Genomic DNA, 26669 nt, shown 5'->3' with positions numbered 1-26669 from the left:
CCGGCGACGAAAGGCACCCGCACATGGTTGGCAGCGGCCCGGGAACCGCCGTTCCGGAACAGCCGGACGAACGGCTCCGGTCATCGCGGAGACGGGGACGGAGGCGGAGGCCTACGCGGAAGCGACCGTGGGCGGACTACTGGGTACCGGCACTCGCCCTCGTACCGCTCGGCCTGCTCGCCGCCGCGTCATGGTTCGGGCGCTGGGTCCGCCCCGGTGCTGACGACTGGTGCTTTCTGCCGGTCGTGCGGGACGAGGGCATCTCCGGCATCGTCGGCAAGTTCTACTTCGACGACAACGGGCGCATCGCGAACGGGCTGCTGGTCGGGGCCTACGCGGAGTTCGGTGTCGCCGGACACCAGTGGTTCGCCCTGGTCAGCGGCGTACTGATGCTCGGCATCCTGTGGGCGGTGGCCGTCGCCGCGCTGCGCGGGGCGTCGCTCAGGGTGCCCCGCGGCACAGCGCTTCTGATCGCCTCCATGGTCACCGCGCTCTTCCTGTTCGTGACGGCCAACACCTACAAGACGTTCTACTGGCCCGCCGCCTCGGTATCGCACACCCTGCCGCCCGTGCTCGCCTGCGCCGCGACGATTCCGCTGCTGCGGGCCCGCTCCCGCCGGGGCAGGCTCCTCGCGCTGGCCGGTGCCCTGGTCATGGGCCTGGTCATCGGCACCCTGTCGGAGGAGACCGCGGTCGTCGTCGTGGTCGTACTGTTCGCCGGGCTGCTGACCGGTCGCCGGGTCCTCCCGGCGCATGCCCGGACCTACGGGCTCGCGTGGTGCGCGACGGGGATCGCCGGGACGGGCATCGGTGCCCTGATCCTGCTCACCTCACCGGGCTCCCGGGCCCGGCGCGAGCGGTTCGGTGCCCAGAACTCCACCCTGCTGTCCCCCGACTCGCTCAAAGGGTCGCTGCGCGGGTTCGGCGAGATCATCGTCACGGTGGCCACGACCTGGCAGTACGTCGGTGCGGTCGCGGTGGGACTCCTGCTGGGCCTGGTCGCCCACCGCACCGACGGCCGCCCGCCCCGCCCGCCCGCGCACTGGCCCCTGCTCGCCGTCACCGGCGCACTCGCGCTGTTCGTTTCCGGATACCTCTGTACGGTCATCACCTACCCGGCCTTCGGCGCGCGCGTCGCCACCGCCAACCGGCTCTGGAACGACTACCTGCTGCTGTACATCGCGCTGCTCGTGGGCGCGGGTCTGCTCCTGGGCCTGGCCGTACGGCTGGTCGGCCTGCGCACCGGCCTGCGCACCGGCCCGGTCAAGGCCGTCTGCGCGGCACTCTGCGTCCTGGTGTGCGTCGGGCCGGCCATCTCGCTCGGCCACCTCGACACCAGCATGCGGGCGCGGGCCCAGCGCTGGGACCTCCAGGACCGATGGCTGCGGGAACGGGCGGCGGCGGGCGCCAAGGTGCTCCCGTACAAGCCGGTCACGGTCAGCGACATGCTGGAGCCGTTCGGACGGCAGGGACGTAACGTCTGGCCGGCCGGTTGCGTGGCCGACTACTACCACCTCGAACGCGTCACCTACTCGACCAAACTCCCCTCCGGGACCTGAGGTCGGGTGTGGTGCCTTGTACGCGTTGCGGTGATCCCACAAGGCTGTCCCCGTCGGGGACGGCCCGAAGACGTGGCGGCGCTCGTGGCGTTCCTCGTGGGCGGCTGCCGCGAGGCCGGTCTGAGTGAAGCGGCGGGCGCGTCGGCGGGCGGCGATCCGCTCGCCGACCTCACGCGGGCTGTCGGCGGGCATGCCCTGACCGTACTCGCACGGTGACGGTGCGCGTACGGGGACGTCAGCTACTCGTTGACGAGCGAGGGCAGGTCCATGAGGGAGTCGACCACCCAGTCAGCTGTTTCTCGTACCTCTGGGTCGTCCGCCCACAGGTGCCCCCACGGGCCGCGGCGAAGGTGCACCGTTCGGAGCCCGGCCCGAGCTGCCGGGAAGGTGTCGTTCTGGGGATGGTCACCGACGTACACGGTGTCCCGTGGTAGGGATCCTGACGCTCTGAGTACTCGGGCGAAAAATTCCGGGTCCGGCTTCGACACCCCCCATTCTCCGGAGGTCGCGATGAAGTCGGCGGGCAGGTCCAGCGCCCGCGGCAACTCCCCGGCGCGTACGGTCTGGTTGCCCGCGATCACGACGCGCACCCCGAGCTTCCGCAGCTCGGCGAGTGCGGGCCGCACATCTGCGTACACGTCGGACTCATCGAGGTACTCGCCCTGGCCGGCCGCCTCACGGGCGGCGTACTCAGTGGGAATGCCGATGCCTGGCCGGAGCAGGCGGAGTGCTTCGGCGTTGTCGAGACCCCGTGCTGTGACGGCGCCGACGAGGGCGGACACGGTGTGTCCGGGGACGCCGAGCCATGTGGCCCACGACGCCCAGTAACGGTCGTCACGTACGAGGGTTTCACCGATGTCGAACACGATCGTCTCAATCACGGAGAGAGCCTACGGCTGTCGTACGAACCGGCCCGTGGCAGATATCGAACTGAACGACGACCTGATCGAGCTGGAGCGCGCGGCGTGGGCCGAGCAGCGGGAAGGCCGCCTCACCGTGGCAACCGCAGCCCGTGTGCAGCTGCGGCAGGAGTTCTTCGAGGGGGCATCCCCGTGCGTACGGGGACCAGCGGTCCGGGCACGTTGTCCCGCCGGAGAGGGCCGCACAGGCGGCGCTGCCCGCAGTTGAGGGCATCGCCGACCTGGTGCCGCACGGCCTGCGCCACGGGCACAAGGTGTGGCTGGACGGGCAAGGCCACCCGCAGGTTGCCGTCGAGGAGCGGATGAGCCACAAGCCGCAAGGCGTGGAGGGGACGTACTCGCCCACGTCGCCGGAGATGGAACTCGGCACCGCGCGGGGCCTGCGAGAGGCGTGGGAGAAGGCGCTGACCGACGAGGTGGACCAGACGGCGGAGTGGCGGGAGAGGCGCTCATCCTGACCTCGTCTCCCAAACGTCCCAAACGATCTGCGAGTGACGGAAAGGCCCGACCGCTTTGAGCGGTCGGGCCTCTCTCATTCCTGCTCTGACCTGCCATCCAGCCGCCGGCTGAGCTGCAAGCCGATCAGGCCTTCTTGGTCTCCTAGTAAGGGGGCAGGTCGGTGACCTGCGGCGATGTCCGCTGTAGGTCGCTGAACTGGCCTTTTAGGGATGGCTGGCGATGGGTTCTGACGGTCGTGAATGGGTGTCCTGCGGACTGTGTGCGGACTGGTGATGTGCTGCAACTGCCTATTTCGGCGGAATGAGGGAGCGAGAGTCGAACTCGCGATTGGTTGTACGACGCGCCGTCGGCAAGTGAGGGTCTTCACTGTGTCGGCCTGCGGTTCCCCTTGGCCATGGTGTGACTCGGAGGCTGGTGATCGAAACGAAATCTCCGCGTTGCCTCATGCGCTGCCGGGGTCGGTTGTGCGGCAGAACTCGGCCTCCAGGAGGTCGGTGAAGAGACCGGTGGGGTCCTCCCAGCACCCTTCTGTCCAGTCGGAGTTGATGTTCGCCGCCAGCAGGTGGGTACCGTCGAGGGTGCCGTAGACGTACGACCAAGAGCCGAAGATCGCGCCGCCCATACCCCAAACCTGCACCCCGGAGGGCAGGGTCAAGCGGGAGATTCCGAGACCGTACGTGGAAGCAGGCAGCCAATTCTCCGTCGGGACCGTGGCGAGCAGCTCGTGCTGCTGCTCCGGGTGCAAGAGGTGCCCTTCGAGGAGAGCGGCGAAGAACCGGGTGAGATCGTCAACGGTGCAGATCATGGCACCCGCCGCGCCGAACGTAGACACCTCCAGCTCCGTGGCCTCGTGGACCGTGGCGTCCGGGTCAGGCGAGAACAGTCGGGTGTAGTGCGTCGAATGAGGTTCGGGGAGCGTGGCATCGGGGGTGCGCGGCAGGGAGGTTCCCGTCAGGCCGAGCGGGCGGACGATACGGGCAGTGATCTCTTCGGCGAGCGTGAGGCCGGTTGCCTGCTCGACGATCATCCCGGCGAGGACGTAGTTCGTGTTGGAGTACGCCCAGCCTGTACCCGCCGGGAAGTCGGCCGGATGCGACATGGCGATGGCCACGAGGTCTTCGGAGGTGTAGTTCTCCTGTGTGCAGAGCGCCGGCTGGTCGTGGGTGTGGCTGAAGACTCCGCTGGTGTGGTTGAGCAGCTGCCGCACGGTGATCGTGGAGCCGTCGTGCCCGTTCCCGTTGACCACGCCCGGCAGCCATCGCTCCACCGTGTCCTCCAGGGACAGTCGTCCCTCGGCCACGAGTTGCAGGACCACGGTGGCGGTGAAGGTCTTGGTGATGCTGCCGATCCGGAACCGGTCCTCGTGCCCGCGCGCCCGGCGGGTCCGCCTGTCGGCGACCCCCGCGGTCCCGAACCAATGCTCGCCGCCGTCGCGGACCTGGGCGAGAATTCCTGGTACTCCCCCTCCTCGCACCGCTCGGTCGAGCACACGCTGGGCGCCGTCATGGTCCTTGCTGGTGAGCTGTGCTGTGGGTGTGGCGTCTTTCATCTGAACCCCCTGGCTTGAACTTTCGCGACACCTGAAAGCTACGTCCCACCTATGTATGTGGAAGCGGTACAGACGTTGGAAACTCTGGGAACCGGAGAGTTTCCCGGATCTTGTAGCGTTGCCGTTGCCGTTGCCGTTGACGGCTAACGCAACGCACGGGTACGAGCGCTCGGAGACGGTCGCCTTCAGCTGGTCCGCAGTGCTCACGGGTGGGGGGGGCGGGGATGGGCGGCGGAAGGCTCACCGCGGAGGACCGCAGGGGCATCGAGGCGGGACTGGCCGAAGACTTGCCGTACGCCGTGATCGCCCGACGGCTGGGACGGCCGACCTCGACCGTTAGCAGGGAGGTTGCCCGCAACAGCGGGCCGGGCGGCTACCGCGCGGAACACGCCGACCGTGCCGCCGCCTGGCAGCGGCGCAACCGGCCGCCTCGGCCTCCGGCGCCACCGGTCGCCGACTTCGAGGCCACATCCGGGCGGGACCCCGCCACCATCCGCGCCTACGAGGACAGATTCGCGACGATGATGATCGCGACCGGACTGCCCCGCACGGCCGCCAGGGTGCTGGCCTGCCTGGTAACGGCTCCCTCCGGTGCGCGGACTGCCGCGGAACTCGCGCAGCGGCTGCGGGTCAGTCCGGCCTCGGTGTCCAAGGCCGTGGGGTACCTCGAAGGACTCGACGTCCTGACACGCGAGCGCGAGCCCGGTCTGCGCCGCGAGCGCTACGTCATCGACGACGACGTCTGGCTCCGCACCTGGCGGACCAGCGCTCAGAAGAACGAGGCGTGGGCCGAGACCGCCCAGCAGGGGGCTGAACTGTTCGGCCTCAGCACCCCCGCAGGCGCACGGCTTGAGGCAATGCGCACCTTCTTCGTCGGAGTACACCGGGACATGACCGGAAGGTCGTCCGCGGCCCTCAACGACGCCGGGACCGTACTTGTCGCGCTCCTCCATGCGGCCCGGCCCCTCACCTCCAGCGAACTCGCCGCCGCCCTCGGTTGGCCGGAGGAGCGCGTAGCCACCGCCGTGGAAATCGCCGAGCAACAACCGGAAGTCTGTGGCCCATTGACGCTGCAGCACACCCCCTCCGGCGCACACCTGGCCACGGCCCAGAACGGCAGGCTCACTCCAGCCCAGTGCACCGCTCTTGTCCGGCGTCCGGGAGGATGCAAAAGCGGGGTTCGGGGCGAACCCGGCTAGTCACCTTTGAGGACGGCGTCCAGATCGCCGGTGTAGACCACAGCGAGTTCGTCGTCGGCGGGTGGTTCGAAGCGGGCGAAGAAGTCGTCCAGTGCTTCTGGGGTCACGGTGAGGGCGTTGGCGTCTTCGCGGTAGTTGCGTTCGTTGAGGCGGCTCAGGAGTTCGTCTCGGTCGGCCGGAAGGTAGACGAGGACGGGTTGGCCGCCGGCCTGGCGGGCGGTGGTCTGCCAGGCTGCTCGGTCGGCTCGGGTCCAGAGGCCGTGGTCGAGGACAATGTCGTGGTCTGCGGTGAGTTCGGCGGTGAGCTGTTGGCGGATGGTTTCGAGGGCGGGGCGTTCGCGCTCGAAGTAGGTGTGCTCGGGGTAGTCGATGCCGTAGCGGCCGTGGAGGCGGTGGACTTCCTCGTCGACGGATAGTCGGGTGAAGCCTCGTTTGGTGAGGGCCTTGGCGAGGGTGGTTTTCCCGGAGCCGGTGATGCCGATCAGGAGGACGGCGAGCGGCATGGGGGCGGTCCCTTCGTGGTGCTGTGGGGTGGCGTGGGCATTGTCCCTAATTGCGGGCGGCCGGGGTGGGAGGACGCCAGGTGGTGTGGACGGTGTGTGCCTCGGAGTGCCAGTTGTAGGGCAGTTGGTCGAGGCTGACGCGGCGGAAGGCGAAGCGGGGGTCAGCGAGGTTGATGGTGCCGCCGTGGTCGCTGAGGTGGGTGAGGAGGCGGCTGGCCTCGTCGCGTACGGCTGGCGTGTGTTCCTGCCAAGTACCGGAGCTGAAGTGGGCTACGCGGCGGCGGAGGTCTTCGACGATTCCGGAGCGCCACTTGAAGTGGTGGACGGCGGCCAGGTGGGCGGGGTCGGGGTGGTGGCCGGGGGCTCGGTGGTTGCCGGAGGTGAGGGCGACGTCGTGGCGGGCGAGGACGATCTTGCGGGGGTCACCGTGCAGGAGGCGGTGGGTGAGGTGGCCGCCGAGCGGATAGGCGTGGTCCAGGCCCTGGGCCGGGTTCCAGTCGGTCATGCGTCCGCTGGTGGAGATGCGGTCGAGGAGGAGGCCGCCGACGGTCTTGTGGCGGGTGCGGTCCGCGTGGGCGGTGATCTCGTGGAGAGGGGCCGCGTACTGCTGGAACTCGTCGGCGTCGGCGATGAGGTGCCAGCCGGGGCCTGCTGCGGCACGGAGGGCGTCGCGGAGCTGGGTGTTGGTGTGCTCGTGCCAGGGGCCGGTGCTGCATCCGGTGGGGACGATGCCCAGCTCGCGGACGTGGGCGTTGAGCTCGTGGCGGAGGTCGGTCGGTACGTGGTCGGGGAAGTGGAAGGCGAGGAGGAACCGTTCGATGCCCAGTTCCCGGTAGTGGGATACCCAGGCGGTCAGCAGGGGTGGCTCGACGGGGCCGATGACGGCGATCAGGGGTGGGGGTGCGGTCAGCATCGGGGCTCCTTGGGGAGGAGGCGTGCGTAGGTCCGGGTGAGCAAGTCGGCCTGGTCGGTGGCCGGCCACATGCCCAGCAGACGGGAGGCGTCCGGGCCGGGCCGGGGGAGTGGTGTGGACGTGGTGGTGCTCAGGGCTTCGGCGAGGGACGTGGGATCTCCGGCGGTGAAGGTGCGGGCCCAGGGCTGGTCCTGGAGGGCAGCGGTGAGGGCCGGGTCGTGGTCGGAGACGAGGAGCGGGATGCCGTAGCGGGCGCTGTCCATCACCAGGCCGGACTCCTTGGCGACGCCTGGGCGGCGTACGACCAGGGCTGCATCCGCGGCGGCGTAGACGAGCCGGAGGAACTGCTCGCCGACCGGGCCGCGAGTGAGGTGCAGGCGGACGTACGGGAGCTGTCGCCAGCGGTCCAGGGTGGGCTCGTTCAGCGGGTGACCGGCGACCAGCAGGTGCAACGGGCGGCGCAGCTTGCCGAGGGCAACGTCGAGGGTGGCGAGGTCCTTGTGCGGCCACCATCCGCCCACCAGGCACACCGCAGGCTCGTCGTCGGGGATCGCGAACGCCGTTCTCCCGCATGCCCGTTCAGCGGGAGAGATGCGCTCGGTGCCGTCGTCGATTGCGTACGTTCGGACCTGCCCAGCGAGCCGGGGGAAGCGGTTCGCGGCTTGCGCGGCGACGGCGGCCGTGGGGTAGAGCGCGATCGCTCTGGGTTCTGCCCGGCGCACGAGCCGTCCGACGAGCCGTAGCGGGAGATCTTCGGTGGTGCTGATCTCGTGCACGAAGCGGAGATGCGGCTGGCCGCCCAGAAGTGCGGCCAGGCCGTGCAGGGCTTCGCTCGCGGTCAGGATGACCACGGCGTCGGCGTTTGGAGCGCGGACACAGGCCGTCCGCAGCGCGGCTGCCTCCGTCAAGCACCTTGCCAGCAACGTCACTTGATGTGGCAGACGTCGTACGGCACGGGGCCAACGGCCGGAGCGGAAAGCACGCAGACCGACCGCAGAGAAGGCTGACATGACGCGGGAGCCCACCATCAGCACAGCAGCGACGGCCCCCGTCGGTGCCGTGATCACGCGCGCCTTCGCCTTCCGCAGAGCAGTGGTCGTCTCCCTCGTGATGCCGTGCGGTGCGATGACCCAGCTGTCGGGGCGGGCACGGGCAAGGGCCACCAAGGCGTGCTGGTGGTGGCCGCCCGGCCGGTGTGCGTACGGCTCGATGAGAATGAGAGGGGCGGTCATCCGGAGACCGCCTGGTCGCCGTGGGCGGTGGTGAAGCGGGCGCGGAGCCAGTCCGGGTCGTTGAGGTGGTCGAAGCGGGCGGTGTCGCGTGCTGCCTCGTGGGCGAAGGCGATGCCGTCGCGGGCGCCGGCCGTTGCGTACGAGGCGTACTCGCCGGAGCGGCTGTCCGTCCAGGACTGGAGACGGGTGCGAGCGTCAGTGTCGTCCATGCCGTACTCGCTGCCGCGCGAGAGCATGGCGCACTCCCGGAACCCGGCCTTCCAGGCGTGGAAGGGGGTCTGGTTGAAGCGGGTGACGCCCGCCGTCTGCTGTGCGAACTCGATACGGCCGGGGAGCGCGGCGAGTACGTCGACGGCCTGGCCCATCTCGCGCAATGCGCTACGGCGGATGAGCTTGAGGCCGCCGTACCCGTAACTCAGACCCGTGATCGGGTTGGTGGCCCGCCAGACCCGCATGGAGATGCCCTCCGCCAGAGGGGTGACGGTACCGGGGGCGAACTCGGGGTCGATGTCGAAGTCACCGTCGGCGAGGAAGAACTGCTCGTGGTCGACGACCTCGGCGCACAGCCGGTAGGCCCTGCGCATGCCGTGGACGCCGTGCAAGCGCTTGACGGTGCCGCCCAGGACGCGTTGCAGACGGGTGTGGAGAGCGGTGGCCATGGGCTCGTCGTACGAGAGCAGGACCGCGTCGAAGCCGTTCATCGCGAGATCGCCTCCAGGTAGCGGGCGGCGATGAGAGCGGGCGTGAAGTCGGCGGTGGAGGCGTGGGCGCGCTTGGCGTGCACGGCGTGGAACTCGTCGTCGACGGCGAGGCGCTCGGCCAGTTCGACGGCCTCGGCGGTAGTGGAGAAGCACAGCTCGGGGTCGATGTGCTCGGCGAGCCAGCCCAGCCGCGGGGAGATCACCGGCAGGCCCATGCCCTGGCAGTCGATGACGCTCATGGACCACGGGCAGCCGGGCCGGAACGGGGCGATCCCGAACCGCGAACCGCCGAGGAAATTCTTGTACCGGATGCGGTCGCCCCGGTCCGAGACGACCTGCACGTGCGGCAACGCGGCGAGCTCGTCGCGCATCCGCTCGGGGCTGTTGTCGAGTCCGGTGCGGGAGGAGCGGCGGTCACCGAAGAGGTCGAGGACACGCAGCCGTACAGACGCCGAAGCGGTCAGCGCGCGGGCGAGGTCTACGAACTGCGCGGTGCCGTAGTGCGCGTACAGACGGTGGTTGTAGACGCCGATCGATCCACCGTCGGACTGGCGTCGTACGAGGGCGGGGTCGCGCACCAGACGCTCGTCGCGCGGTGCGGGCACCACCCGCAACCGGTCGCCCAGCTCGACAGTCGTCCGCGATGCCGCCGCCGAGATCCAGGAGGCAGCCGTCGAGGAGTGGGCCAGCACGCGGTCGCAGGCGGCCAGGCCGGCGGCGAAGGACAGCAGGACGGTTCGCCCCAGACCGGCGTCGTCCAGCGACGGGTCGAGCTGCATCTCACCGTCCCCGTCGAAGGAGAACGGCAGGTAGTGGCAGTACCCGGCCAGCAGCGCGTCCGAGCCCGCCTCCAGCAGTGCGGTGCGGACGGCCGGGGCCTCTTCGATCTGGTTGGCGATCACGACATCGGGCTTCTCGCTGCGCACGAGAGCCACCAGCTCGTCGAGGTCGGCCGAGAAGCGGGCCCGGTACTTCGTTCCCGGAACGCGGGTGCGGTGGAATCCGCACCGGGCGTCTCCGGCCGGAGACGGAGCAGCCACCGTCACCTCGGCTCCGGCGTCGGCCACCGCAGGGGCGAGCAGGTCCGCGAAGATCCACCCCGAGTCCGACGAGAGCCGGTCGGGATTGGAGATGTTGAGCAGGTACAGCACACGCATGGTGGGGTCCGCCTTCCTCAACTGCCCTGCGATCGGGATCGATCCGGGCCGGTAAGGGAAGGAAAACGGCAACACGTGACGTGACGGGATGGTGAACTTGGATCACTCACGGTTCATTCATGCTCACCAATCAGCACCCGGGGGCGGGGCTTCGATGGACGCGCAGCACGACCCACCGCAGGAACCGCAGCACGATGTCGCAAACGATCCGGTCGAGCAGGCAGCCGAGAACTACGTCGCCGAGCTGGCCCGTTGGCGCGAAGTGCGCGGACTGTCCAAGCGGGCACTCGCCCACAAGATGGGCTTCGACCCCTCCTACGTCAGCCACATGGAGTCCGGTCGTCACAAGCCCAGCGAGGAGTTCTCCCGCCTCGCCGACGAAGCTCTGAACGCGGGCAAGGCGATCTGGAAGCGCTGGTGCGACTACGAACAGGCCAGGGCCCGCTCACGCCGCCCATCAGTCGCCACACCCGCCCCACTGCGGCCCGAGCAGCCGTACGCCACAGGCTCCGCCCTCGTCGTCGAGCACGACGCCGCACGCCTCGAATACGACGGCCACTCCTACCGCCTCACCATGCGCCGCCTGCTGCGCAACACCGGCACCGAGCCCGTCACCCGCTACCTCGTCCGTATCTCCGTCGACCGCTACCCCGGTGACCCCGAACGCTCCAACGCCCACTACCGGGCCCATCCCCTCACCTGGGAAGAACTCGCCCTGACCGCCACCTGCCGAGGCGAAGCCATGCGATGGGAGGCCAAGCACGACCGCGACGCCTTCAAGGAGATCTGGCTCGTCTTCGACAACCGTCAGGGCCGCTTCCCGCTCTACCCCGGCGAGTCCGTCTGGATCGAGTACGCCTACAGCGTCGGCGACGACAAGTGGGGCAACTGGTTCCAGCGCGCGGTCCGCCTCCCCACGGAACAGCTCGAAGTCCAGCTCGCCTTCCCCGCCGGCCTCGATCCCGTCGTCTGGGGCACCGAAACCTCCATGACCGCCGAGGCGTCACCGCTCCGCACCCCTCCGGTACGTACGGAAGGGGATGGGGTGCGCCACTTCACCTGGATCACGTCCACCCCCGCGCTGCACGCTCGGTACCGTCTGGAATGGCGGTTCCGGGCACGACCCGAACCCGAACGCGAAACAGAACACGAGGAGTTCCGGTGATGGACGTGCGGCCCAGCCAACGAATGCGTGACCTCGGCGTCGTCCAACGAGGCGCCGGAATCCTCACCTCCACCGCCCGCCCCTTCGACCTCCCCACCGAACGTGAGGAAGCCGAGCGGGTCGTCGACGAGCTCTTCGCGGCCATAGAGCGCATCGGTCAAGTCCACCCTTTCGCCAAGGGTATGGGCATCGCTGCCCCGCAGATCGGGATTGGCCGGGCTGCGGCGGTCGTCCAGCCCGCCGAGCCCGGCGCTCCCGCGCTCATCCTGCTCAACCCCCGCGTCACCGAGTGCTCGCGGGAAACGGACGAGCAGTACGAAGGCTGCCTGTCCTTCTTCGACGTACGGGGCCTGGTTCCCCGCCCGCTGCGGATCACCGTCGCCACCACCGCCCTGGACGGCAGCTCGGTGACCACCGTCTACGAGCAGGGCCTGGCCCGCCTCGTCCACCACGAGGTGGACCATCTGGAGGGGCTGCTGTACGCGGACCGGATGGAGCCGGGGGTCGAACCGATTCCGGTCGAGGAGTACCGGCAGACCGGACGATCGTGGTCTTACAACCACTCCTGATCGATCCTCACCGTCCGCGTCGGCGAGTGGGATGAGCCTTGGCGTCGGCAGAGAGCGGGGCTGTTGCAGAAGTCGCGCTCCGCCTGGCTGCCACCGTGCTGGCTGCTGTTGCTGCGGCCTTTCGGCGGTCAGGTGTGTTGCCGATCCGCCAGATCAGGACTTGGGCGGGAAGCTCGGCGGTGTCGAGTTCGCGTCCCTCGGCGGCTTCGGTCAGTAGCTCGGCCGGACGTCGACCGTCGGTCTCCGCTCGGCGCAAGACCGTGGCCAGGGCCGGCCAGGCCGGGTCGGTCAGGATGCGGTCGGCGTGGGTGGGGAGGACGGTGCGCAGGGCGGCTTCGTAGCGGGCGACCGTTTCGGTGGGTGGGGTGCGGTGGGCCAGTTCGGTCAGGATGGGGGCGGCCTGTTGCTGGTAGGCGGTGCGTAGGTGGGTGAGGGCCTGGTGGGCGGCGGCTGCCTGTTGTTGGTGGCCGCGCTGCTCGTGCCAGCGGGCGGCGGCGACGGCGAGGTGGATGGCAGCGGCCAGGACCGCGATGACGAATTCGCCCGCGCTGTGGGTGCCGTAGAGGAGTTCCTGTCCGGCCTTGCGCAGGGCGTGGCCGGCCTGGTGGTCGGCGCGGATCGCGGAGCGGTTGGCGCGGTTGAATGCGACTGCTGCGGCGCGCAGTTCGGTGCGGGTAGGGCGGGGCGCATACAGGGTTGCGGTGTGGAGGAAGTCGGCGAAGGCGGCGATCTCGCCCTGCGCTTGGTGCGGGTCGGCGTCCGGGTCGGTGAGGATGGCGTGTGCGAAGCGGAGGGTGCGTTCGGCCTGCTGCCACGGGTGGGTCGGTGGGTCCGTGAGCGGGGTGGCCGACTGGGCGTTGAAGCGTTCGCGCAGGCGGTGGATGGACAGGTCGGGGGAGAGTTTCGAGCCGCCGAACTTCACCGGCTGACCGGCTGCGGTGTCGCCGGGGGCCGAGAGGCTGTAGCCGATCACCTCGCCCGACTCGGGGCCGATGCGGGTGTGGACCGTGATGCCCAGGTCGGTCAGGATCGCGAAGTAGTCCTCCTCGTTGCGGGAGGCCGCTGCAGCGGTGTGGGCCTGTTCGCGCAGCCAGGCGCGGGCGGTCACCGCATGGCCTTGGCGTTCCGCCTTGGCGCGCTCGGCGCCGGTCGGGGTTTTGGGTGCGGTGCCGTCTCCTTGCTTGAGCTGGCGTAGGCCGAACTCCTTCTCGATCTTGCGGCATTCGGCCTGGGCGCGTTGTCCGTCGCGGTTGCTGCGGGGGCGCCGGCCGTCGGCGCGGACGCTGGTGGCGATGATGTGGATGTGGTCCTTGGCGTGCCGTACGGCGACCCACCGGCATGCCTGCTCGTCGCCCTCCGGGGCGATCCCGGCGGCGGCCACGACGCGGCGGGCGACCTCGGCCCATTCGGTGTCGCTGAGGAGGCGGTCGGTGGGTGCCGTCCGCACCGGACAGTGCCAGACGTGGTTTGGGGGCCTGGTGCCGCGCTCGCGGGTGGCCAGGGTGACGTACTGGTCGAGGCGCTTGGCGAGCTGGGTGATGGTGGCGGTCGGGTCGCGGCCGGGGTCGGGGGCACCGGCCATGTCCCAGGCCGCGACCAGGTGGGGGTCGAGGTGTTCGTCGCGGCGGCCGGGGCCGAAGGCGTAGGCGAGCAGCCCGCGGGTGTCGTTGCCGGTGGAGATGTCGGGGACCACGCGCTTCACGCGCCCAGGACGTGGTCGGCCACGCTGTAGTCGTACCGGACGGCCTGCTCGACGGTGGCCAAGACCTGTTCGGTGCGTGCTGGGATCGCGCCCCCCTTGATGGCTGCGGTGATCTGGTTGAGGTTCCGGCCGATACGGTTCAGCGCCTGGGTGTGGGCCTCGACGGCGTGCAGGAGTCCCCGGTGGGGATCGTCCTCCGGGCCCGACTGCTCGGCTGTGTGGCCGAGTGCGGCGCTCAGGGCGGCGTCTCCGACGAAACCCGCGAAGCGCTTCCCGCAGGCCGCCGCAGCCGCCGTGATCGCCTCGAAGGCTGAGGGAGTGAAACGGACCTTCTTCTCCACGGTCCGCTTCTCATTGGTGCGGCGTCGGTTCATCGCGAGTGGGAGCGGCGGAGCGTCGAGCTCACGCCAGACGGGCTGCTCGGTCGGCGACGGCTGGCCGGCGGAAGGGGCGGGCATCGGCGGAGCTTCCTCGGCGCTGCTGCCCTCGGGCGGACGCGCCTCCTCCTGCTCCGGCGCCCCCTGGCGCTGGAGTTCCCCCGCCACCCCTGGGGCGGGGGCAAGCGCGGACGAAGCCCCGGAAGGGGCTCGTTCGCTCCAGCTTGCTGCTGATCGGTGGGCCAGGGCGAAGAGTCCCCTGCGGCGACGTGAGGGGGCGTTGTCGGTGTGCTCGTCGTGCACGGTGGTGGTGCTCCTGTGGCTTGGGGGCAGGGTTTGCGGGACATCCGTCCCATCCGTCGCACGGCAGGTCAGGACAGGTACGGATGGAGGGCCAGGTACGGGGGAGTCCGTCCCGGCGAGGACATCCGTCCCCGCGCTGACCTGCGCGGGGACGGATGGGACGGTTCACCTCGATGGAGGTGTGGGAGTCAGCGAGCGCGCTTGGGGCCGGAGATTCCGCCCGGCGGACCTACGGGGAGCCTTCCCGCCGGGGCGATGGGCGCGGCTCGGACCGGATGTGCGGGTGCGGGCGGCGGCGCCTCGGAAGGCTCCGGGCAGTAGCGATCCCACGCATCCACGAACCTGTTACGGAGATAGCCCTTGGCCTGCTTGCCGTTCTCAGGGCGGAAGTTGGCCGGGGTGATGCCGAAGTCCCGCAGCAGGCCGGACAGGAGGTGGGCGTTGAGCCCGCTCTTGCCGTACTCGGGCCACGGGGATTCGGCGTCCGTGATGAGGGCCGCAAGCAGATCGTGCGTACGCAGGGCCTCGGGATCACCGTGCTCGGCGAAGATGCGTCGGATGTCGCGCAGCAGTCGCGTCTTGAGCGTGGTCTCCTCGTCCTGGCCGGCCTGGTGCTTGGTCATGGCCAGGCAGGCGGCGCGGGCCTGCGCGGGCCAGTCCCCACCGGCTAGGTCGGCGACGATGATCAGGGGTTCCCAGGTGTCTGCGGGGCGGTCCTCGACGGGCATGGGCGGTATGAGCCGTGAGGCGGCGTCGAGGAGCGGGATCAGCCAGCCGCTCAACTTGTTTCGTAGCGCGTTCAGTTCGGGTACGGAGTGACGCGAGCGGAACTGCGCTATCTTCTCGCCGTCCTTGCGCTTCTTCATGCGGACCACGATGGATCGGTCCATGATCGTGTCCGGCAGGTCGCCGATTCCCGCCAGAGCGGCCATGGCGAAGGTGGGGAACGCGGTCGGCTTGTGCTCGGGGCCTGAAACCCGCCAGGCGGGCCGGTTCCGCTGGTGTCCGGCGTTCAGCAGACCGCGCAGATCCTCCTTCTCGCCGGCCTTCGGACCGAAGATGGTGTCGGCCTCGTCCACCAGCAGGGTCGGCGGATTCTCGCCGATGATGCGGAAGATCACCGCCGGTGAGGTGTTCACCGTCATCATCGGCTGGTGCACGGTCTCGTGGAGCACGTCCAGGAGGCGGGACTTGCCGCACCCCTTGGTCGGGCCCACGACCGCCAGTCGGGGTGCGTGCTGCAGCGCGGGCTGGAGGTGGGTCGCCGCCACCCACAACGTGATTGCGGTCAGTACCTCCGGGCTCGGCAGCACTACGTACCGGCCGATCGTCGTGCGCAGTTCGGTCAGGAGGTCCGCGCCCTGGTCGTCGGTCGGGTGGTCCGCGTGGTCGGTCCGGCCTCCGTCGTTGGTCCGGTCCGCATGGTCCGTCCGGTCCGCCTGGTCCGTCGGCCTTCGTGGTTGGTCCGGCGCTCGTGGTCCGGCCCATTCCCGGCGACGGTCCGGTCCGCATGGTCCGTCCGGCCTCCACGGTCCGTACGGTCCCCGATGTCGGTCCGGCGGTCCGCGAGGTCCGTCCGGTCCCCGCGATCGGTGCGGTCCCCGTAGCCGGACGGTCCCCGTGCGGGTTGGGGACCAGTCGCACGGTCCCGTCCCGAAGGAGCGGTCCCGTCAGACGGGTCCCGCAGCACAGTGTCTGGGGGACCGACATTCGCGGTCCCCTGGGGTTCCGTGGGGACCGCATCGCGGGGACCGGTCCCTGCGCCGTTGACCTGCGTGTTTCCCGGTCCGGTGGGTGATGGGTCCGGGACTCCAGCTATCCGGGGGACAGGTTCGGGGTGGGGACGGTCCCCGGTCCCCGCTCGCGATCCCCGGTCCCCGACGGATTCGTTCAGGGGACCGGTCTCGTCCTGGGGACGGTCCCCGTGTTCGGTGTGGGTCTGATCCTTGTCCCTACTAGGGACAGCCCCTTGCCCGGGGACCGCCACGGGAGGCCAGAGGGCCTTGGGTCGGTCCCCGTCGGCCGCCGCACCAGAAGTGCGGGGAGTCGTAGAGTCGTTCATGCATGTCCTCACTGGTGGAGCAGGCTGGTTCAGAGCCTGCTCCACCGGATTGATCGTTCAGATACGGGCGATGTGTTGATGCACCTTCGGTCCTCGGCGTTGACTCGCCGGGGGCCGTCGCTGTGTTGGGGGTTGCGGCCGACGGCTCATGCGGCCATGCCCCACTCGCCCTGGCCCTGGGCGAGCGCCTGCTCGTACCGCAGCAACTCGGTCTCGCGGTAGAGCACGCGCTTGCCGACCTTGATGCCGCGCGGTCCCTTCCTGATCTGCCGCCAGTAGCGGACCGTGCTCTCGGCTGTGCGGTAGCGCTCCGCGACCTCGGCGGTGGTCAGGTAGTCGGTCACGCGTTTTCCCATTCGGCTAGGCATCTATCCAGTAAGGAAAGTTGTAGCCGATGATCGCCGGTTAACCAAATCGGGAAGCCTGTGTTTCAATTGGGATAGCAACGGTGATGATGGGAGACGTGATGGCGGACAGCAGCGTGGGTGGTGCGGAGGTGCCGCTGCTCTACAGCGAGGGGAATGTCGCCGCACGTGTGGCGCTGGAGCGCGAAGTGCGGGGATGGAGCACGACCGAGCTGGCGGAGAGAGTGACCAAGGCCGGCGTGAAGATGAACCAGACGGCGGTCTGGCGCATCGAGCACGGCGAGCCCCGCCGCCGTATCAACCTCGATGAGGCCCTCGCCTTCGCCAGGGTCTTCGAGCTCCCCCTCGAAGAGCTCATGTCCCCGCCGCTCGAAGGGATCGACATGGACGGGCGGCGTCTCGTCCAGGAGGCCGTCGAGGCGTTCTACGAGTCCCGCGACGCCCAGGACCGCCTCCACCACGCCGTCGCCGCCACGGCCGAGCACATCCGGGCCCACCCGGAGAGCTCGCGGGCCATCCACGAGCAGTGCCTCCGCCTCATGGGCGAAGAGCGCGACGCCCGCGCTCTCACCGAGTACATCAACGGCGGCGGCTACTACTTCTGAACCAACTTGAAGGAGAACCGACTTGGCCAACATCCAGAAGCGCGACAACGGCAAGTGGCGTGCCCGCTACCGCGACCTCGACGGTAAGGAGCATGCCCGCCACTTCGACCGCAAGGTCGATGCCCAGCGTTGGATCGACGAGGTCACTGCCTCGCTCGTCACCGGCCAGTACGTCGATCCTCGCGCCGGGCGGGTCTCGTTCGAGACGTACGCCAAGCGCTGGGAGGATTCACTCATCGCAGGTGAGGCCCGCGAACGCATCACCGACAACGCGCTCCGGCTCCACCTCATACCGGCCCTCGGTGCGCGGACCATGGCGGCGATACGCCGCAACGACGTACAGGTCCTGTTCAAGGCGCTGTCCGGGCAACTCTCGCCGGGCAGTGTGCGCAACGTCTACGACGTACTCGTGCGGCTGATGACGGCAGCCGTCGACGACAAGGTGATCTCCGAAACGCCCTGTCGCAAGATCACCCTTCCTCCGCTGGCGGACGAGGAGATCACTCCGCCCACCGTCGCGCAGGTGGCGGCGATGGTCGAGGCGATGCCGCCGTACATCTGCGCAGCCATCGTCGTCCTCGCCGGATCGGGCTTGCGCATAGGGGAGTTGCTGGGGCTGAAGGTCTCGGACGTGGACTTCAAGCTCGGCACGATCCGCATCGAGCGGCAGCGGCTCCAGTCCGGCCTGATCGGGCCGCCGAAGACCAGCAAGTCGCGGCGTACGGTCCCGGTCGGCGAGGTCGTCACCGACGCGCTGCTCGCGCACCTCGCCGCACGCCCCTCGAAGGAGTGGCTGTTCACGATGGAGGAGGGAGAGCCGCTCAACTACCGACGGTGGAAGACGGAGTGGAACTGCGCCCGCAGGGCACTCCAGGCGGCGGAGAAGGAGGCGGCCGAGCGCGAGGGCCGCAAGCCCGTCGAGCTGCCGCACATGGTGACCCACGACCTGCGGCACTTCTTCGCCTCCGCGCTCATCGCGGGCGGGGCGAGCGTCAAGCAGGTGCAGATCGTCCTCGGCCATGCGTCCGCCGTCATCACGCTGCGGATCTACGCACACCTCTGGCCGGGCGAAGAAGACCGCACCCGCTCCGTCATGGACGCCGTTCTCGGCGGCCTGCGGACCGGGTGCGGACAGCTAGGCGACGCGACCCACGAAAGTGCAGGTCAGGCGGCCTAGAGGGAGATCAAGCCTTCTTCGTCTCCCAGAAGATCGTGTCGATCTGGGCGATCAGGTCCAGAGCCTTCTGGCCGGTCGCCGGGTCGTTCGAGCCCTTGGCCGCGGAGAGCGCCTTCAGGGTGTCGTTGACCAGCTGGTGCAGCTCCGGGTACTTCTCGAAGTGCGGGGGCTTGAAGTAGTCGCTCCAGAGCACCGAGACGTGGTGCTTCGCGAGCTCCGCGCGCTGTTCCTTGATCAGGACGGCGCGCGTGCGGAAGTCCGCGTCCTCGTTGGCCTGGTACTTCTCCTGGACGGCCTTGACGGACTCCGCCTCGATGCGGGCCTGGGCCGGGTCGTACACACCGCAGGGCAGGTCGCAGTGAGCGCTGACCTTCACCTTGGGGGCAAACAGGCGGGAAAGCATGGAGCGGTCCTTCCTCGTGATCGTCTTCTCAGGTGGGACATTACTCCGTGAGCGACCGGATTCAGCGGCTGCCCCATGGGCTTAGGCCAAAAGTCCAGGGTGAGGATCAGACCGGTGGCCGAATGTACGGAGCGGTTCGCGGGAGGGTGTACTGAGGGATGGACCGGGGAGGTGCCGGAGATGCAGGAGCTGACGCAGGGGCCCGGGAGCGGGCGCGCGGCGCGGGTGCCGTTTCAGGTGGTGGAGGTGACGGGGCCGTCGATGGTGCCCACGCTCTACCACGGTGACCTGCTGCTGGTGCGGTACGGGGCGCAGGTGCGTCCGGGTGACGTGGTGATCCTGCGTCATCCGTTCCAGCAGGATCTGCTGGTGGTGAAGCGGGCCGTCGAGCGTCGGGCGGGCGGCTGGTGGGTGCGGGGCGACAACACGTTCGCGGGTGGGGACAGCACGGATTACGGGACCGTCCCCGAGGAACTCGTCCTGGCCAGGGTGCGGGCCCGCTACCGGCCGCTGAAGAAGGATCAGCGGTCGGTGCTGGGCGTGCTCGGCTGGGCCGTCTCCGCGGTGCGGCCGGTCTCGGCGGCCCGCTCGGTCTCCAGGCGCTTGCGGGCCCGGTAGGCGGCGACGTTCGCCCGGGTCGCGCAGCGGTCCGAGCAGTAGCGCCTGGACCGGTTGGTCGAGGTGTCGAGGTACGCGTTGCGGCACGGCGCGGCCTCGCACAGGCCGAGCCGGTCCACGCCGTGCGAGGTGAGGTGGAAGGCCAGGCCCATGGCCGCGATGGCGGCGTACCCGGCCGTCGCGTTCGACGGGTGGTCGGCCAGATGCATGTGCCAGTCCGGCTTGCCGTCGTCGTCCCTGGTGTCGTGGCCGGAGATCTGCGGGCTCACCGGGAACTCCAGCAGCAGCGAGTTGAGCAGGTCGACCGCGAGGGTCTCGTCGCCGACGTCGGCCGCCTCGAAGACCGCGCGCAGCCGCGCCCGTACGGACCGGAAGCGGGTCACGTCCGCGTCGGTCGCCCGGCGGGCCGCCTGTCCGTTGGCGCCGAACAGGTCCCGGACGGCTTCGACCCTGGTGAGGACGTCCTTGTTGCGGGCCGGCTCCTCGGTGTTGACCAGGCGCACGGCGTAGTCCGAGTAATAGGCCAGTTCCACTTGTAGTCCTTACAGTGTCGGTCTAAGGTCGGTGTGTCGACCAGTGTAATGGGCGGTATTGGGAATTGGGTATTACGTGGAGGTGGGTATGACGGAGATGGTGACGGGCACCGACTGGCAGTCCTGGCAGGAGAGCTGGGACCGGCAGCAGGAGTGGTACATGCCGGACCGCGAGGAACGGTTCCGGGTGATGCTGGACATGGTCGAGGCCGTGGTGGGGCCGGAGCCGAGGGTGCTCGACCTCGCGTGCGGTACGGGAAGTATTACGGACCGGCTCTTCCGCCGGTTCCCGAAGGCCACCAGCACCGGCGTCGACCTCGACCCCGCGCTGCTCGCCATCGCCCGCGGCACCTTCGACGGCGACGACCGGGTCACCTTCGTCACCGCCGACCTCAAGGACCCCGACTGGACCGAGCGGCTGCCCCACGACTCGTACGACGCCGTGCTCACCGCCACCGCCCTGCACTGGCTGCACAGTGAGCCGCTCGCCGCACTGTACGGGCAGATCGGTCAACTCGTGCGCAGTGGTGGGGTGTTCATGAACGCCGATCACATGATCGACGCCGACACCCCCCGTATCAACGCCGCCGAACGGGCCCACCGGCACGCCGCCATGGACCGCGCCAAGGCCGCGGGCGCCCTCGACTGGGCCGACTGGTGGGCCCTCGCCGCCCAGGACCCCGTCCTCGCCGGTCCCACCGCCGAGCGGTACAAGATCTACGGCGAGCACGCGGACGGCGACATGCCCTCCGTCCAGTGGCACGCCCGCACCCTGCGCGAGGCCGGGTTCGCGGAGGCGCGCCCCGTCTGGGCCTCGCCCTCGGACAGCCTGGTGCTCGCGGTGAAGTGACCACGACTCCGGCAGAACGCAGGGGCGGTACGGATCTGGAATCCGTACCGCCCCTCTCGTGCGGTCGTGCCGCGCAGTCAACGCACCGCCCGTTACAGCACCTTCGACAGGAACGACTTCGTCCGGTCGTGCTGGGGGTTCGTCAGCACGTCGCGCGGGTGGCCGGACTCGACCACCACACCGTCGTCCATGAAGACCAGCGCGTCGCCGACCTCACGGGCGAAGCCCATCTCGTGGGTGACGACGATCATCGTCATGCCGTCCTCGGCCAGACCGCGCATGACGTCCAGGACGTCCCCGACCAGCTCCGGGTCGAGCGCCGAGGTCGGCTCGTCGAAGAGCATCAGCTTCGGCTCCATGGCCAGCGCACGGGCGATGGCCACCCGCTGCTGCTGTCCGCCGGAGAGCTGGGACGGGTAGTTCGTCGCCTTGTCGGACAGGCCGACCCGGTCCAGCAGGCGTTCGGCACGCGCGCGGGCGACGGCCCGTGTCTCGCCCCTGACCTGCACCGGAGCCTCCATGACGTTCTCGATGGCCGTCATGTGCGGGAACAGGTTGAAGCGCTGGAAGACCATGCCGATGTCCCGGCGCTTCAGTGCGACCTCGCTGTCCTTGAGCTCGTAGAGCTTGCCGCCCTTCTGGCGGTAGCCGACGAGTTCGCCGTCGACCGAGAGCCGGCCGGCGCTGATCTTCTCCAGGTGGTTGATGCACCGCAGGAAGGTCGACTTGCCGGAACCGGACGGGCCGATCAGACAGAAGACCTCGCGCGGGGCGACCTCCAGGTCGATGCCCTTGAGGATGTGCGCGGAGCCGAAGGACTTGTGGACGCCCTCGGCCTTCACCATGGCGGTCATGCCATGCCTCCCTTCGGGCGGCCCAGGGACAGCGTGTTGGCCCGGATCCTCTGGAGCGGGGTACGGGTCTGGGTGCGGCTGGAGCCGCGGGCGTAGTAGCGCTCCAGGTAGTACTGGCCGACGCTCAGCACCGAGGTCATGATCAGGTACCAGGCCGCCGCGAGGAAGTACATCTCCACGGGAGCGCCCGAGGTCTGCCCGATGTCCTGCGCGTACCGGAACAGCTCAGTGAACTGCACGGCCGCCACCAGCGAGGTCGTCTTGAGCATGTTGATGACTTCGTTGCCCGTGGGCGGCACGATCACCCGCATCGCCTGCGGGATCACGACGCGGCGCAGCGTCTTGCCGTGGCTCATGCCCAGTGCGTGCGACGCCTCCGTCTGCCCCTCGTCGACCGAGAGCAGCCCGGCGCGGCAGATCTCCGCCATGTAGGCGGCCTCGTTGAGGCCCAGGCCGAGCAGCGCGGTCAGCAGCGGCGTCATGAAGGACGACCACTCGTCCTTGTAGATCGGCCCGAGGTTGATGTACTCGAAGACCAGGCCCAGGTTGAACCAGACGAACAGCTGGACCAGGACCGGGGTGCCGCGGAAGAACCAGATGTACGACCACGCGATGGACGCGGTCACCGGGTTCTTCGACAGCCGCATCACCGCGAGCAGGACGCCGCCGACGATGCCGATGATCATCGAGAGGACGGTCAGCAGCAGGGTCTGGCCGACACCCCGGAGGATGCGGTCGTCGAAGAAGTAGTCCGGGATGGCGTCCCAGTTGATCTTGCCCTGCGAGAAGGCGTAGACGAGGGCCGCGAGCAGTCCGATGGCCACGACCGCGGACACGTAGCGTCCGTAGTGCCGGACCGGGACGGCCACGATCGCCTTGGGCGGGGCCGCGGGAGCGGGCGGTGTGCCGACCGGTCCCGTCTTCTTGATGTCAGTCACAGGCGTTGCCTCTCAGCGTCGCTCGCCGTCACGAACCGCCGTTGACCTTGGCCTCGGTGACAGCTCCGGCCTCCACGCCCCACTTGGCGATGATCTTCTTGTACTCGCCGTTCTTGATGATCGCGTCGAGCGCTGCCTGGACGGCCTTGGTGAGCTGGTCGTTGCCCTTGGCGACGGCGATGCCGTACGGGGCGGCCTCCACCTGCTCGCCGACCAGCTGGAAGTCCTTGCCCCCGCCCGAGGTCTTCACCGCGTACGCGGCGACCGGGAAGTCGGAGGAACCGGCGTCGGCGCCACCGCCGCGCAGGCGGGTCTGGGCCTCCAGGTCGTTGTCGAACGACTCGATGGAGATCTTGCCCTTGCTGCCGCACTTGGTGCTCTCGGCCTTGGCGAGATCGTGCGAGACGGTGCCGCGCTGGACCACGATCTTCTTGCCGCAGAGGTCCGACCAGGCCGCGATGCCCCGGTCGTCGCCCTTCTTGGTGTAGATCGAGACACCCGCGGTGAAGTAGTCGACGAAGTCGACGCCCTCGCCGACCTTCTTCCCGGTCTCGGAGTCGACGCCTTCCTGACGGTCCTTGGTGTCGGTCATCGACGACATCGCCAGGTCGTAGCGCTTCGATCGCAGGCCCGTGATCAGCGTGTCGAACGTGCCGTTCTCGAAGGTGAACTTCACTCCGAGCTGCTTGCCGAGCGCGGCGGCGATATCGGGATCGATGCCGACGACCTTGCCGGACTTGTCCTTGAATTCGACCGGCGGGTACGCAATGTCCGAACCGACCTTGATTTCGCCCTTGTCCTTGATCGCCTTCGGCAGGAGGCCGGCGAGCGGGGCGTTCTCGGTGACGTTCGTGGCGCTGCTCTTCTTGGCGCTGTCGGTCTGGTCGCCGCAGGCGGTCAGCAGCATCGTGCCGGCGACCGCGATGGCGCCGACCGCTGCAATCCGGTACTTCGCGGTCGTGCGACAGGTGGTGCTTGCGGTCATGTCGGAGTCCTCCGGCGGGTGAGGGTGGGGAACTGGCAGGTGAATGCGCACGCACCTTTGGGTGTCGCCACCTTGTGTGATTACGGCATCTTGCCATTCGGACTAGCCCATTCAGGGCGATAGTCATGTCAAAATCGGGTAACGGGTGACCCCCGAGTCTCAACAACCTGGTACATCAAGGCCGGACCATCTGTGCGAATTCCGTGCTTCGACCGGAGGATCTTCGGCGCGTCTCGACCGGTGGACGACTTTTACGCCACTGAGCGGACTTGTCCAGATATTCGACTATGAGTCACGTCACCGCGTCGATACGGACTCGTCCGAGGCACTGTTCGTCAGGTAAAAAAGACGTTTACACCCCTCATCCGGGGCTCAGGGCGCGTGTGCGGCGCGCCCGCGCGTATGTACTTCCCCCTGCCGGAGCGGGCCAACCGTTCGGCGCAGGGCACGTACGCGGTGCCCGCCCACCCCTCCTCAACCAGGAGTGGCCACCCTCAAACGATGAAGACTTAAGGGGTCAACACCATGGCAGCGGAGATCGTCAATCCTCGCAGCGACAGCACTACTGACAGTGGCATCCAGCACATGGACAGTACGGCCGACGAGCCGTTCGATCCGGCGTTCGCCCTTCACCGCGGCGGGAAGATGGCCGTGCGGTCCACCGTCCCCATCCGGGACAAGGACGACCTGTCCCTCGCGTACACACCGGGCGTCGCCAAAGTGTGCAGCGCCATCGCCGAGAATCCCGAACTCGTGCATGACTACACCTGGAAGTCGCAGGTCGTGGCCGTCGTGACGGACGGGACCGCCGTCCTCGGCCTCGGTGACATCGGCCCCGAGGCGTCCCTCCCGGTGATGGAGGGCAAGGCGATCCTGTTCAAGCAGTTCGGCGGGGTCGACGCGGTGCCCATCGCGCTCGCCACCACCGACGCGGACGAGATCGTCGAAACCGTCGTCCGGCTCGCACCGTCCTTCGGCGGCGTGAACCTGGAGGACATCTCGGCGCCCAGGTGCTTCGAGATCGAGCGCAAGCTCCAGGAGCGCCTGGACATCCCCGTCTTCCACGACGACCAGCACGGCACCGCCGTCGTGACGCTCGCGGCTCTGCGCAACGCCGCGAAGCTGTCCGGGCGGACGCTGGGCGATCTGCGCGGCGTCATCTCCGGAGCGGGCGCGGCGGGCGTGGCCATCGCCAAGTTCCTGCTGGAGGCCGGGATCGGCGATGTCGCGGTGGCCGACCGCAAGGGCATCGTCAGCCGGGACCGCGACGATCTGACCGACGTCAAGCGCGAACTCGCCGAGATCACCAACCGGGCGGGCATCTCCGGGCCGCTGGAGTCGGCGCTGGCCGGTGCCGACGTGTTCATCGGTGTCTCCGGCGGTACGGTCCCGGAGCCGGCCATCGCCTCGATGGCCCCGGGCGCGTACGTCTTCGCCATGGCCAACCCGAACCCGGAGGTCCACCCCGACATCGCGCACAAGTACGCGGCGGTGGTGGCGACCGGTCGTTCGGACTTCCCGAACCAGATCAACAACGTGCTGGCCTTCCCGGGCATCTTCGCGGGCGCGCTCCAGGTCCGGGCCTCCCGGATCACCGAGGGCATGAAGATCGCGGCGGCGAACGCGCTGGCCGACGTGGTCGGCGACGAACTGGCGGCGGATTACGTGATTCCGTCGCCGTTCGACGAGCGGGTCGCCCCGGCGGTGACGGCGGCCGTGGCCGCGGCCGCCCGTGCGGAGGGTGTGGCGCGGCGCTGACGCGCCGGCGCGCGTGAGGGGTGGGGTGGGGCGGTTCCGCCGGCCGGGGCCGTTCCCGCCCCACCCCTTTTCCTCTTCCCGACCGGGGACGGGGAAGGCCGGGATGTGGCGGACCGAGAGGCTCGACCGGCCGGTTCGGGGGCTGTTGGCGTGTGTTGGCGTGTGTCACACCTCCGGCCGGTTACGCCGTCGGGCTCCCCGGCCTATCGTCGAGCCATGTTCGCCGCCTACGCAGCCCGCATCGACCCCGACCAGCCCCTCAACGGCCTTGAGCTGGGCGAGCGCCCGGCCCCCGGGGCGCGGCCCGGCTGGACCACCGTCAACGTCAGGGCCGCCTCCCTGAACCACCACGACCTCTGGTCCCTGCGCGGGGTGGGCCTCGCCGAGGACAAGCTGCCGATGATCCTCGGCTGTGACGCCGCAGGCGTCGATCAGGACGGCAACGAGGTCGTCCTGCACTCGGTGATCGGCCAGACCGGGCACGGGGTCGGCCCCGGCGAGACCCGGTCCATCCTCACCGAGCGTTACCAGGGCACGTTCGCCGAGCGGGTCACCGTACCCACGTGGAACGTGCTGCCCAAGCCGAAGGAACTGACCTTCGAACAGGCCGCCTGTCTGCCGACCGCCTGGCTCACCGCGTACCGGATGCTCTTCACCAACGCCGGGGTACGGCCCGGCGACTCCGTGCTCGTGCAGGGCGCGGGCGGCGGTGTCGCCACCGCCGCGATCGTGCTCGGCAAGGCGGCCGGGCTGCGGATGTTCGCCACCAGCCGGGACGAGGCCCGGCGCGAGCGGGCCGTCGAACTCGGTGCCGTCGATGCGTACGAGTCCGGCGCGCGGCTGCCGCACCGGGTCGACGCGGTCATCGAGACGGTCGGCGCCGCCACCTGGTCCCACTCGGTGAAGGCACTGCGCCCCGGCGGCACGCTCGTCATCTCCGGTGCGACCAGCGGCGACCGCCCCTCGCACGCCGAACTCACCCGGATCTTCTTCCTGGAACTGAAGGTCGTCGGCTCCACGATGGGGTCCAAGGACGAGCTGGAGGACCTGCTCTCGTTCTGCGCGGCGACCGGGGTGCGGCCCGTCATCGACGAGGTGCTGCCGCTGGACCGGGCCCGCGAGGGGTTCGAACGGCTGCAATCGGGCGAGCAGTTCGGGAAGATCGTCCTCGCCTCCGCCTAGACCTTCCCCGTACCTCCGGCTTCTCCCGCCG

General features: G+C 69.3%; 28 protein-coding genes and 1 pseudogene. 13 read left to right on the top strand and 16 right to left on the bottom strand.

The window, feature by feature from the left end:
• Window positions 1-23: 23 nt before the first annotated feature.
• Window positions 24-1559 carry a DUF6056 family protein gene (locus tag OG413_RS03235; RefSeq protein WP_266802893.1) on the top strand — a complete coding sequence of 512 codons (1536 nt, stop codon included), beginning with the start codon at window positions 24-26 and terminating at the stop codon, window positions 1557-1559.
• A 72-nt stretch (window positions 1560-1631) separates the two neighbouring features.
• Window positions 1632-1775 (top strand): hypothetical protein, encoded by a 144-nt coding sequence (locus OG413_RS03230; protein ID WP_266802892.1) that lies wholly within the window; start codon window positions 1632-1634, stop codon window positions 1773-1775.
• Window positions 1776-1798: 23 nt separating this feature from the next.
• On the opposite strand, the gene OG413_RS03225 is transcribed toward OG413_RS03230, so the two are convergent.
• Window positions 1799-2437 carry an HAD family hydrolase gene (locus tag OG413_RS03225; protein ID WP_266809856.1) on the bottom strand — a complete coding sequence of 213 codons (639 nt, stop codon included), beginning with the start codon at window positions 2435-2437 and terminating at the stop codon, window positions 1799-1801.
• Window positions 2438-2474: 37 nt separating this feature from the next.
• Here OG413_RS03225 and OG413_RS03220 point away from each other — a divergent pair, with 37 nt between their 5' ends.
• Together OG413_RS03220 and OG413_RS03215 are read left to right on the top strand one after the other, a co-directional pair.
• Window positions 2475-2687, top strand: coding sequence for a hypothetical protein (locus tag OG413_RS03220; protein ID WP_266802891.1), 213 nt, complete (start codon window positions 2475-2477; stop codon window positions 2685-2687).
• A 16-nt stretch (window positions 2688-2703) separates the two neighbouring features.
• The gene (locus tag OG413_RS03215) at window positions 2704-2937 is read left to right on the top strand and encodes a hypothetical protein (RefSeq protein WP_266802890.1); all 234 of its coding nucleotides are present in this window, start codon (window positions 2704-2706) and stop codon (window positions 2935-2937) included.
• A 443-nt stretch (window positions 2938-3380) separates the two neighbouring features.
• Here OG413_RS03215 and OG413_RS03210 read toward each other — a convergent pair whose 3' ends face one another.
• Window positions 3381-4487 (bottom strand): serine hydrolase, encoded by a 1107-nt coding sequence (locus tag OG413_RS03210; protein WP_266802889.1) that lies wholly within the window; start codon window positions 4485-4487, stop codon window positions 3381-3383.
• Window positions 4488-4711: 224 nt separating this feature from the next.
• Here OG413_RS03210 and OG413_RS03205 point away from each other — a divergent pair, with 224 nt between their 5' ends.
• Window positions 4712-5686 (top strand): GbsR/MarR family transcriptional regulator, encoded by a 975-nt coding sequence (locus OG413_RS03205; RefSeq protein WP_266802888.1) that lies wholly within the window; start codon window positions 4712-4714, stop codon window positions 5684-5686.
• Here OG413_RS03205 and OG413_RS03200 read toward each other — a convergent pair.
• Genes OG413_RS03200 through OG413_RS03180 form a run of 5 tightly spaced genes read right to left on the bottom strand, consistent with a single transcriptional unit; the run spans window position 5683 to window position 10192 of the window.
• A complete protein-coding gene (locus tag OG413_RS03200; protein ID WP_266802887.1) occupies window positions 5683-6189 on the bottom strand; it encodes an ATP-binding protein in 507 nt (168 codons plus the stop codon). The two genes, OG413_RS03205 and OG413_RS03200, sit on opposite strands and share 4 nt — an antisense overlap.
• Before the next feature lie 46 nt (window positions 6190-6235).
• Complete coding sequence (locus tag OG413_RS03195) at window positions 6236-7102, bottom strand: glycosyltransferase family 2 protein (RefSeq protein WP_266802886.1); 867 nt, start codon at window positions 7100-7102, stop codon at window positions 6236-6238.
• Window positions 7096-8334: a hypothetical protein gene (locus OG413_RS03190; RefSeq protein WP_266802885.1), complete on the bottom strand. Its 1239-nt coding sequence runs from the start codon at window positions 8332-8334 to the stop codon at window positions 7096-7098. Before OG413_RS03190 ends, OG413_RS03195 begins: the two co-directional genes overlap by 7 nt.
• Window positions 8331-9035, bottom strand: coding sequence for a hypothetical protein (locus tag OG413_RS03185; protein ID WP_266802884.1), 705 nt, complete (start codon window positions 9033-9035; stop codon window positions 8331-8333). The genes OG413_RS03190 and OG413_RS03185 overlap by 4 nt, the downstream gene beginning before the upstream one ends.
• Complete coding sequence (locus tag OG413_RS03180) at window positions 9032-10192, bottom strand: glycosyltransferase (RefSeq protein WP_266802883.1); 1161 nt, start codon at window positions 10190-10192, stop codon at window positions 9032-9034. The genes OG413_RS03185 and OG413_RS03180 overlap by 4 nt, the downstream gene beginning before the upstream one ends.
• A gap of 154 nt (window positions 10193-10346) precedes the next feature.
• Between OG413_RS03180 and OG413_RS03175 the strand changes: the two genes are divergently transcribed.
• Together OG413_RS03175 and OG413_RS03170 are read left to right on the top strand one after the other, a co-directional pair.
• The gene (locus OG413_RS03175; protein ID WP_266802882.1) at window positions 10347-11357 is read left to right on the top strand and encodes a helix-turn-helix transcriptional regulator; all 1011 of its coding nucleotides are present in this window, start codon (window positions 10347-10349) and stop codon (window positions 11355-11357) included.
• On the top strand, window positions 11357-11926 hold the full coding sequence (locus OG413_RS03170) for a peptide deformylase (RefSeq protein WP_266802881.1): 570 nt from the start codon (window positions 11357-11359) through the stop codon (window positions 11924-11926). The genes OG413_RS03175 and OG413_RS03170 overlap by 1 nt, the downstream gene beginning before the upstream one ends.
• A gap of 7 nt (window positions 11927-11933) precedes the next feature.
• On the opposite strand, the gene OG413_RS03165 is transcribed toward OG413_RS03170, so the two are convergent.
• From OG413_RS03165 to OG413_RS03150, 4 genes and pseudogenes are all read right to left on the bottom strand, one after another.
• Window positions 11934-13619 carry a mobilization protein gene (locus tag OG413_RS03165; protein WP_266809854.1) on the bottom strand — a complete coding sequence of 562 codons (1686 nt, stop codon included), beginning with the start codon at window positions 13617-13619 and terminating at the stop codon, window positions 11934-11936.
• A 5-nt stretch (window positions 13620-13624) separates the two neighbouring features.
• Window positions 13625-14308 (bottom strand): hypothetical protein, encoded by a 684-nt coding sequence (locus tag OG413_RS03160; RefSeq protein ID WP_266802880.1) that lies wholly within the window; start codon window positions 14306-14308, stop codon window positions 13625-13627.
• A gap of 188 nt (window positions 14309-14496) precedes the next feature.
• A pseudogene (locus tag OG413_RS03155) lies at window positions 14497-15796 on the bottom strand (DUF3631 domain-containing protein).
• A gap of 720 nt (window positions 15797-16516) precedes the next feature.
• A complete protein-coding gene (locus OG413_RS03150) occupies window positions 16517-16714 on the bottom strand; it encodes an AlpA family transcriptional regulator (RefSeq protein ID WP_266802879.1) in 198 nt (65 codons plus the stop codon).
• Between the two features lie 122 nt (window positions 16715-16836).
• Between OG413_RS03150 and OG413_RS03145 the strand changes: the two genes are divergently transcribed.
• Together OG413_RS03145 and OG413_RS03140 are read left to right on the top strand one after the other, a co-directional pair.
• The gene (locus OG413_RS03145) at window positions 16837-17340 is read left to right on the top strand and encodes a helix-turn-helix domain-containing protein (RefSeq protein WP_266802878.1); all 504 of its coding nucleotides are present in this window, start codon (window positions 16837-16839) and stop codon (window positions 17338-17340) included.
• A 22-nt stretch (window positions 17341-17362) separates the two neighbouring features.
• Entirely contained in the window at window positions 17363-18517 is a 1155-nt protein-coding gene (locus OG413_RS03140; RefSeq protein ID WP_266802877.1) for a site-specific integrase, read from the top strand.
• A 7-nt stretch (window positions 18518-18524) separates the two neighbouring features.
• On the opposite strand, the gene sodN is transcribed toward OG413_RS03140, so the two are convergent.
• Window positions 18525-18920, bottom strand: a complete 396-nt coding sequence (gene sodN / locus OG413_RS03135; protein WP_014154121.1) for a superoxide dismutase, Ni — start codon at window positions 18918-18920, stop codon at window positions 18525-18527.
• A 180-nt stretch (window positions 18921-19100) separates the two neighbouring features.
• On the opposite strand from sodN, the gene sodX reads away from it, so the two are divergent.
• Window positions 19101-19538 carry a nickel-type superoxide dismutase maturation protease gene (gene sodX / locus OG413_RS03130; RefSeq protein WP_266802876.1) on the top strand — a complete coding sequence of 146 codons (438 nt, stop codon included), beginning with the start codon at window positions 19101-19103 and terminating at the stop codon, window positions 19536-19538.
• Here sodX and OG413_RS03125 read toward each other — a convergent pair.
• On the bottom strand, window positions 19442-20071 hold the full coding sequence (locus tag OG413_RS03125) for a CGNR zinc finger domain-containing protein (RefSeq protein WP_266802875.1): 630 nt from the start codon (window positions 20069-20071) through the stop codon (window positions 19442-19444). The genes sodX and OG413_RS03125 overlap by 97 nt on opposite strands.
• Window positions 20072-20159: 88 nt before the next feature.
• On the opposite strand from OG413_RS03125, the gene OG413_RS03120 reads away from it, so the two are divergent.
• On the top strand, window positions 20160-20921 hold the full coding sequence (locus OG413_RS03120) for a trans-aconitate 2-methyltransferase (RefSeq protein ID WP_266802874.1): 762 nt from the start codon (window positions 20160-20162) through the stop codon (window positions 20919-20921).
• Between the two features lie 92 nt (window positions 20922-21013).
• Here the strand turns inward: OG413_RS03120 and OG413_RS03115 are convergent, their stop codons facing one another.
• The 3 genes from OG413_RS03115 to OG413_RS03105 are packed head-to-tail and all read right to left on the bottom strand — an operon-like array spanning window position 21014 to window position 23698.
• Window positions 21014-21775, bottom strand: a complete 762-nt coding sequence (locus tag OG413_RS03115) for an amino acid ABC transporter ATP-binding protein (protein ID WP_323137799.1) — start codon at window positions 21773-21775, stop codon at window positions 21014-21016.
• A complete protein-coding gene (locus OG413_RS03110) occupies window positions 21772-22713 on the bottom strand; it encodes an amino acid ABC transporter permease (protein WP_266802873.1) in 942 nt (313 codons plus the stop codon). The genes OG413_RS03115 and OG413_RS03110 overlap by 4 nt, the downstream gene beginning before the upstream one ends.
• Before the next feature lie 28 nt (window positions 22714-22741).
• Window positions 22742-23698 carry an ABC transporter substrate-binding protein gene (locus tag OG413_RS03105; RefSeq protein WP_266802872.1) on the bottom strand — a complete coding sequence of 319 codons (957 nt, stop codon included), beginning with the start codon at window positions 23696-23698 and terminating at the stop codon, window positions 22742-22744.
• Window positions 23699-24223: 525 nt separating this feature from the next.
• On the opposite strand from OG413_RS03105, the gene OG413_RS03100 reads away from it, so the two are divergent.
• Together OG413_RS03100 and OG413_RS03095 are read left to right on the top strand one after the other, a co-directional pair.
• Window positions 24224-25456, top strand: a complete 1233-nt coding sequence (locus OG413_RS03100; protein ID WP_266802871.1) for an NADP-dependent malic enzyme — start codon at window positions 24224-24226, stop codon at window positions 25454-25456.
• 216 nt (window positions 25457-25672) lie between these two features.
• Window positions 25673-26638, top strand: coding sequence for a zinc-binding dehydrogenase (locus OG413_RS03095; protein ID WP_266802870.1), 966 nt, complete (start codon window positions 25673-25675; stop codon window positions 26636-26638).
• Window positions 26639-26669: the final 31 nt, after the last annotated feature.

The sequence above is a fragment of the Streptomyces sp. NBC_01433 genome, assembly GCF_026340105.1.
Classification (GTDB): domain Bacteria; phylum Actinomycetota; class Actinomycetes; order Streptomycetales; family Streptomycetaceae; genus Streptomyces.
This window is presented reverse-complemented; position numbering and strand designations above follow the sequence as displayed.

Excerpts from the sequence above, each read along its gene's own strand:
- OG413_RS03095 (WP_266802870.1), top strand. The coding sequence starts at position 25,673 with ATGTTCGCCGCCTACGCAGCCCGCATCGACCCCGACCAGCCCCTCAAC.
- OG413_RS03105 (WP_266802872.1), bottom strand. The coding sequence starts at position 23,698 with ATGACCGCAAGCACCACCTGTCGCACGACCGCGAAGTACCGGATTGCA.
- OG413_RS03170 (WP_266802881.1), top strand. The coding sequence starts at position 11,357 with ATGGACGTGCGGCCCAGCCAACGAATGCGTGACCTCGGCGTCGTCCAA.
- OG413_RS03235 (WP_266802893.1), top strand. The coding sequence starts at position 24 with ATGGTTGGCAGCGGCCCGGGAACCGCCGTTCCGGAACAGCCGGACGAA.
- OG413_RS03100 (WP_266802871.1), top strand. The coding sequence starts at position 24,224 with ATGGCAGCGGAGATCGTCAATCCTCGCAGCGACAGCACTACTGACAGT.
- OG413_RS03180 (WP_266802883.1), bottom strand. The coding sequence starts at position 10,192 with ATGCGTGTGCTGTACCTGCTCAACATCTCCAATCCCGACCGGCTCTCG.
- OG413_RS03175 (WP_266802882.1), top strand. The coding sequence starts at position 10,347 with ATGGACGCGCAGCACGACCCACCGCAGGAACCGCAGCACGATGTCGCA.
- sodN (WP_014154121.1), bottom strand. The coding sequence starts at position 18,920 with ATGCTTTCCCGCCTGTTTGCCCCCAAGGTGAAGGTCAGCGCTCACTGC.
- OG413_RS03190 (WP_266802885.1), bottom strand. The coding sequence starts at position 8,334 with ATGACCGCCCCTCTCATTCTCATCGAGCCGTACGCACACCGGCCGGGC.
- OG413_RS03185 (WP_266802884.1), bottom strand. The coding sequence starts at position 9,035 with ATGAACGGCTTCGACGCGGTCCTGCTCTCGTACGACGAGCCCATGGCC.
- OG413_RS03195 (WP_266802886.1), bottom strand. The coding sequence starts at position 7,102 with ATGCTGACCGCACCCCCACCCCTGATCGCCGTCATCGGCCCCGTCGAG.
- OG413_RS03115 (WP_323137799.1), bottom strand. The coding sequence starts at position 21,775 with ATGACCGCCATGGTGAAGGCCGAGGGCGTCCACAAGTCCTTCGGCTCC.
- OG413_RS03145 (WP_266802878.1), top strand. The coding sequence starts at position 16,837 with ATGGCGGACAGCAGCGTGGGTGGTGCGGAGGTGCCGCTGCTCTACAGC.
- OG413_RS03120 (WP_266802874.1), top strand. The coding sequence starts at position 20,160 with ATGACGGAGATGGTGACGGGCACCGACTGGCAGTCCTGGCAGGAGAGC.
- OG413_RS03200 (WP_266802887.1), bottom strand. The coding sequence starts at position 6,189 with ATGCCGCTCGCCGTCCTCCTGATCGGCATCACCGGCTCCGGGAAAACC.
- OG413_RS03205 (WP_266802888.1), top strand. The coding sequence starts at position 4,712 with ATGGGCGGCGGAAGGCTCACCGCGGAGGACCGCAGGGGCATCGAGGCG.
- OG413_RS03210 (WP_266802889.1), bottom strand. The coding sequence starts at position 4,487 with ATGAAAGACGCCACACCCACAGCACAGCTCACCAGCAAGGACCATGAC.
- sodX (WP_266802876.1), top strand. The coding sequence starts at position 19,101 with ATGCAGGAGCTGACGCAGGGGCCCGGGAGCGGGCGCGCGGCGCGGGTG.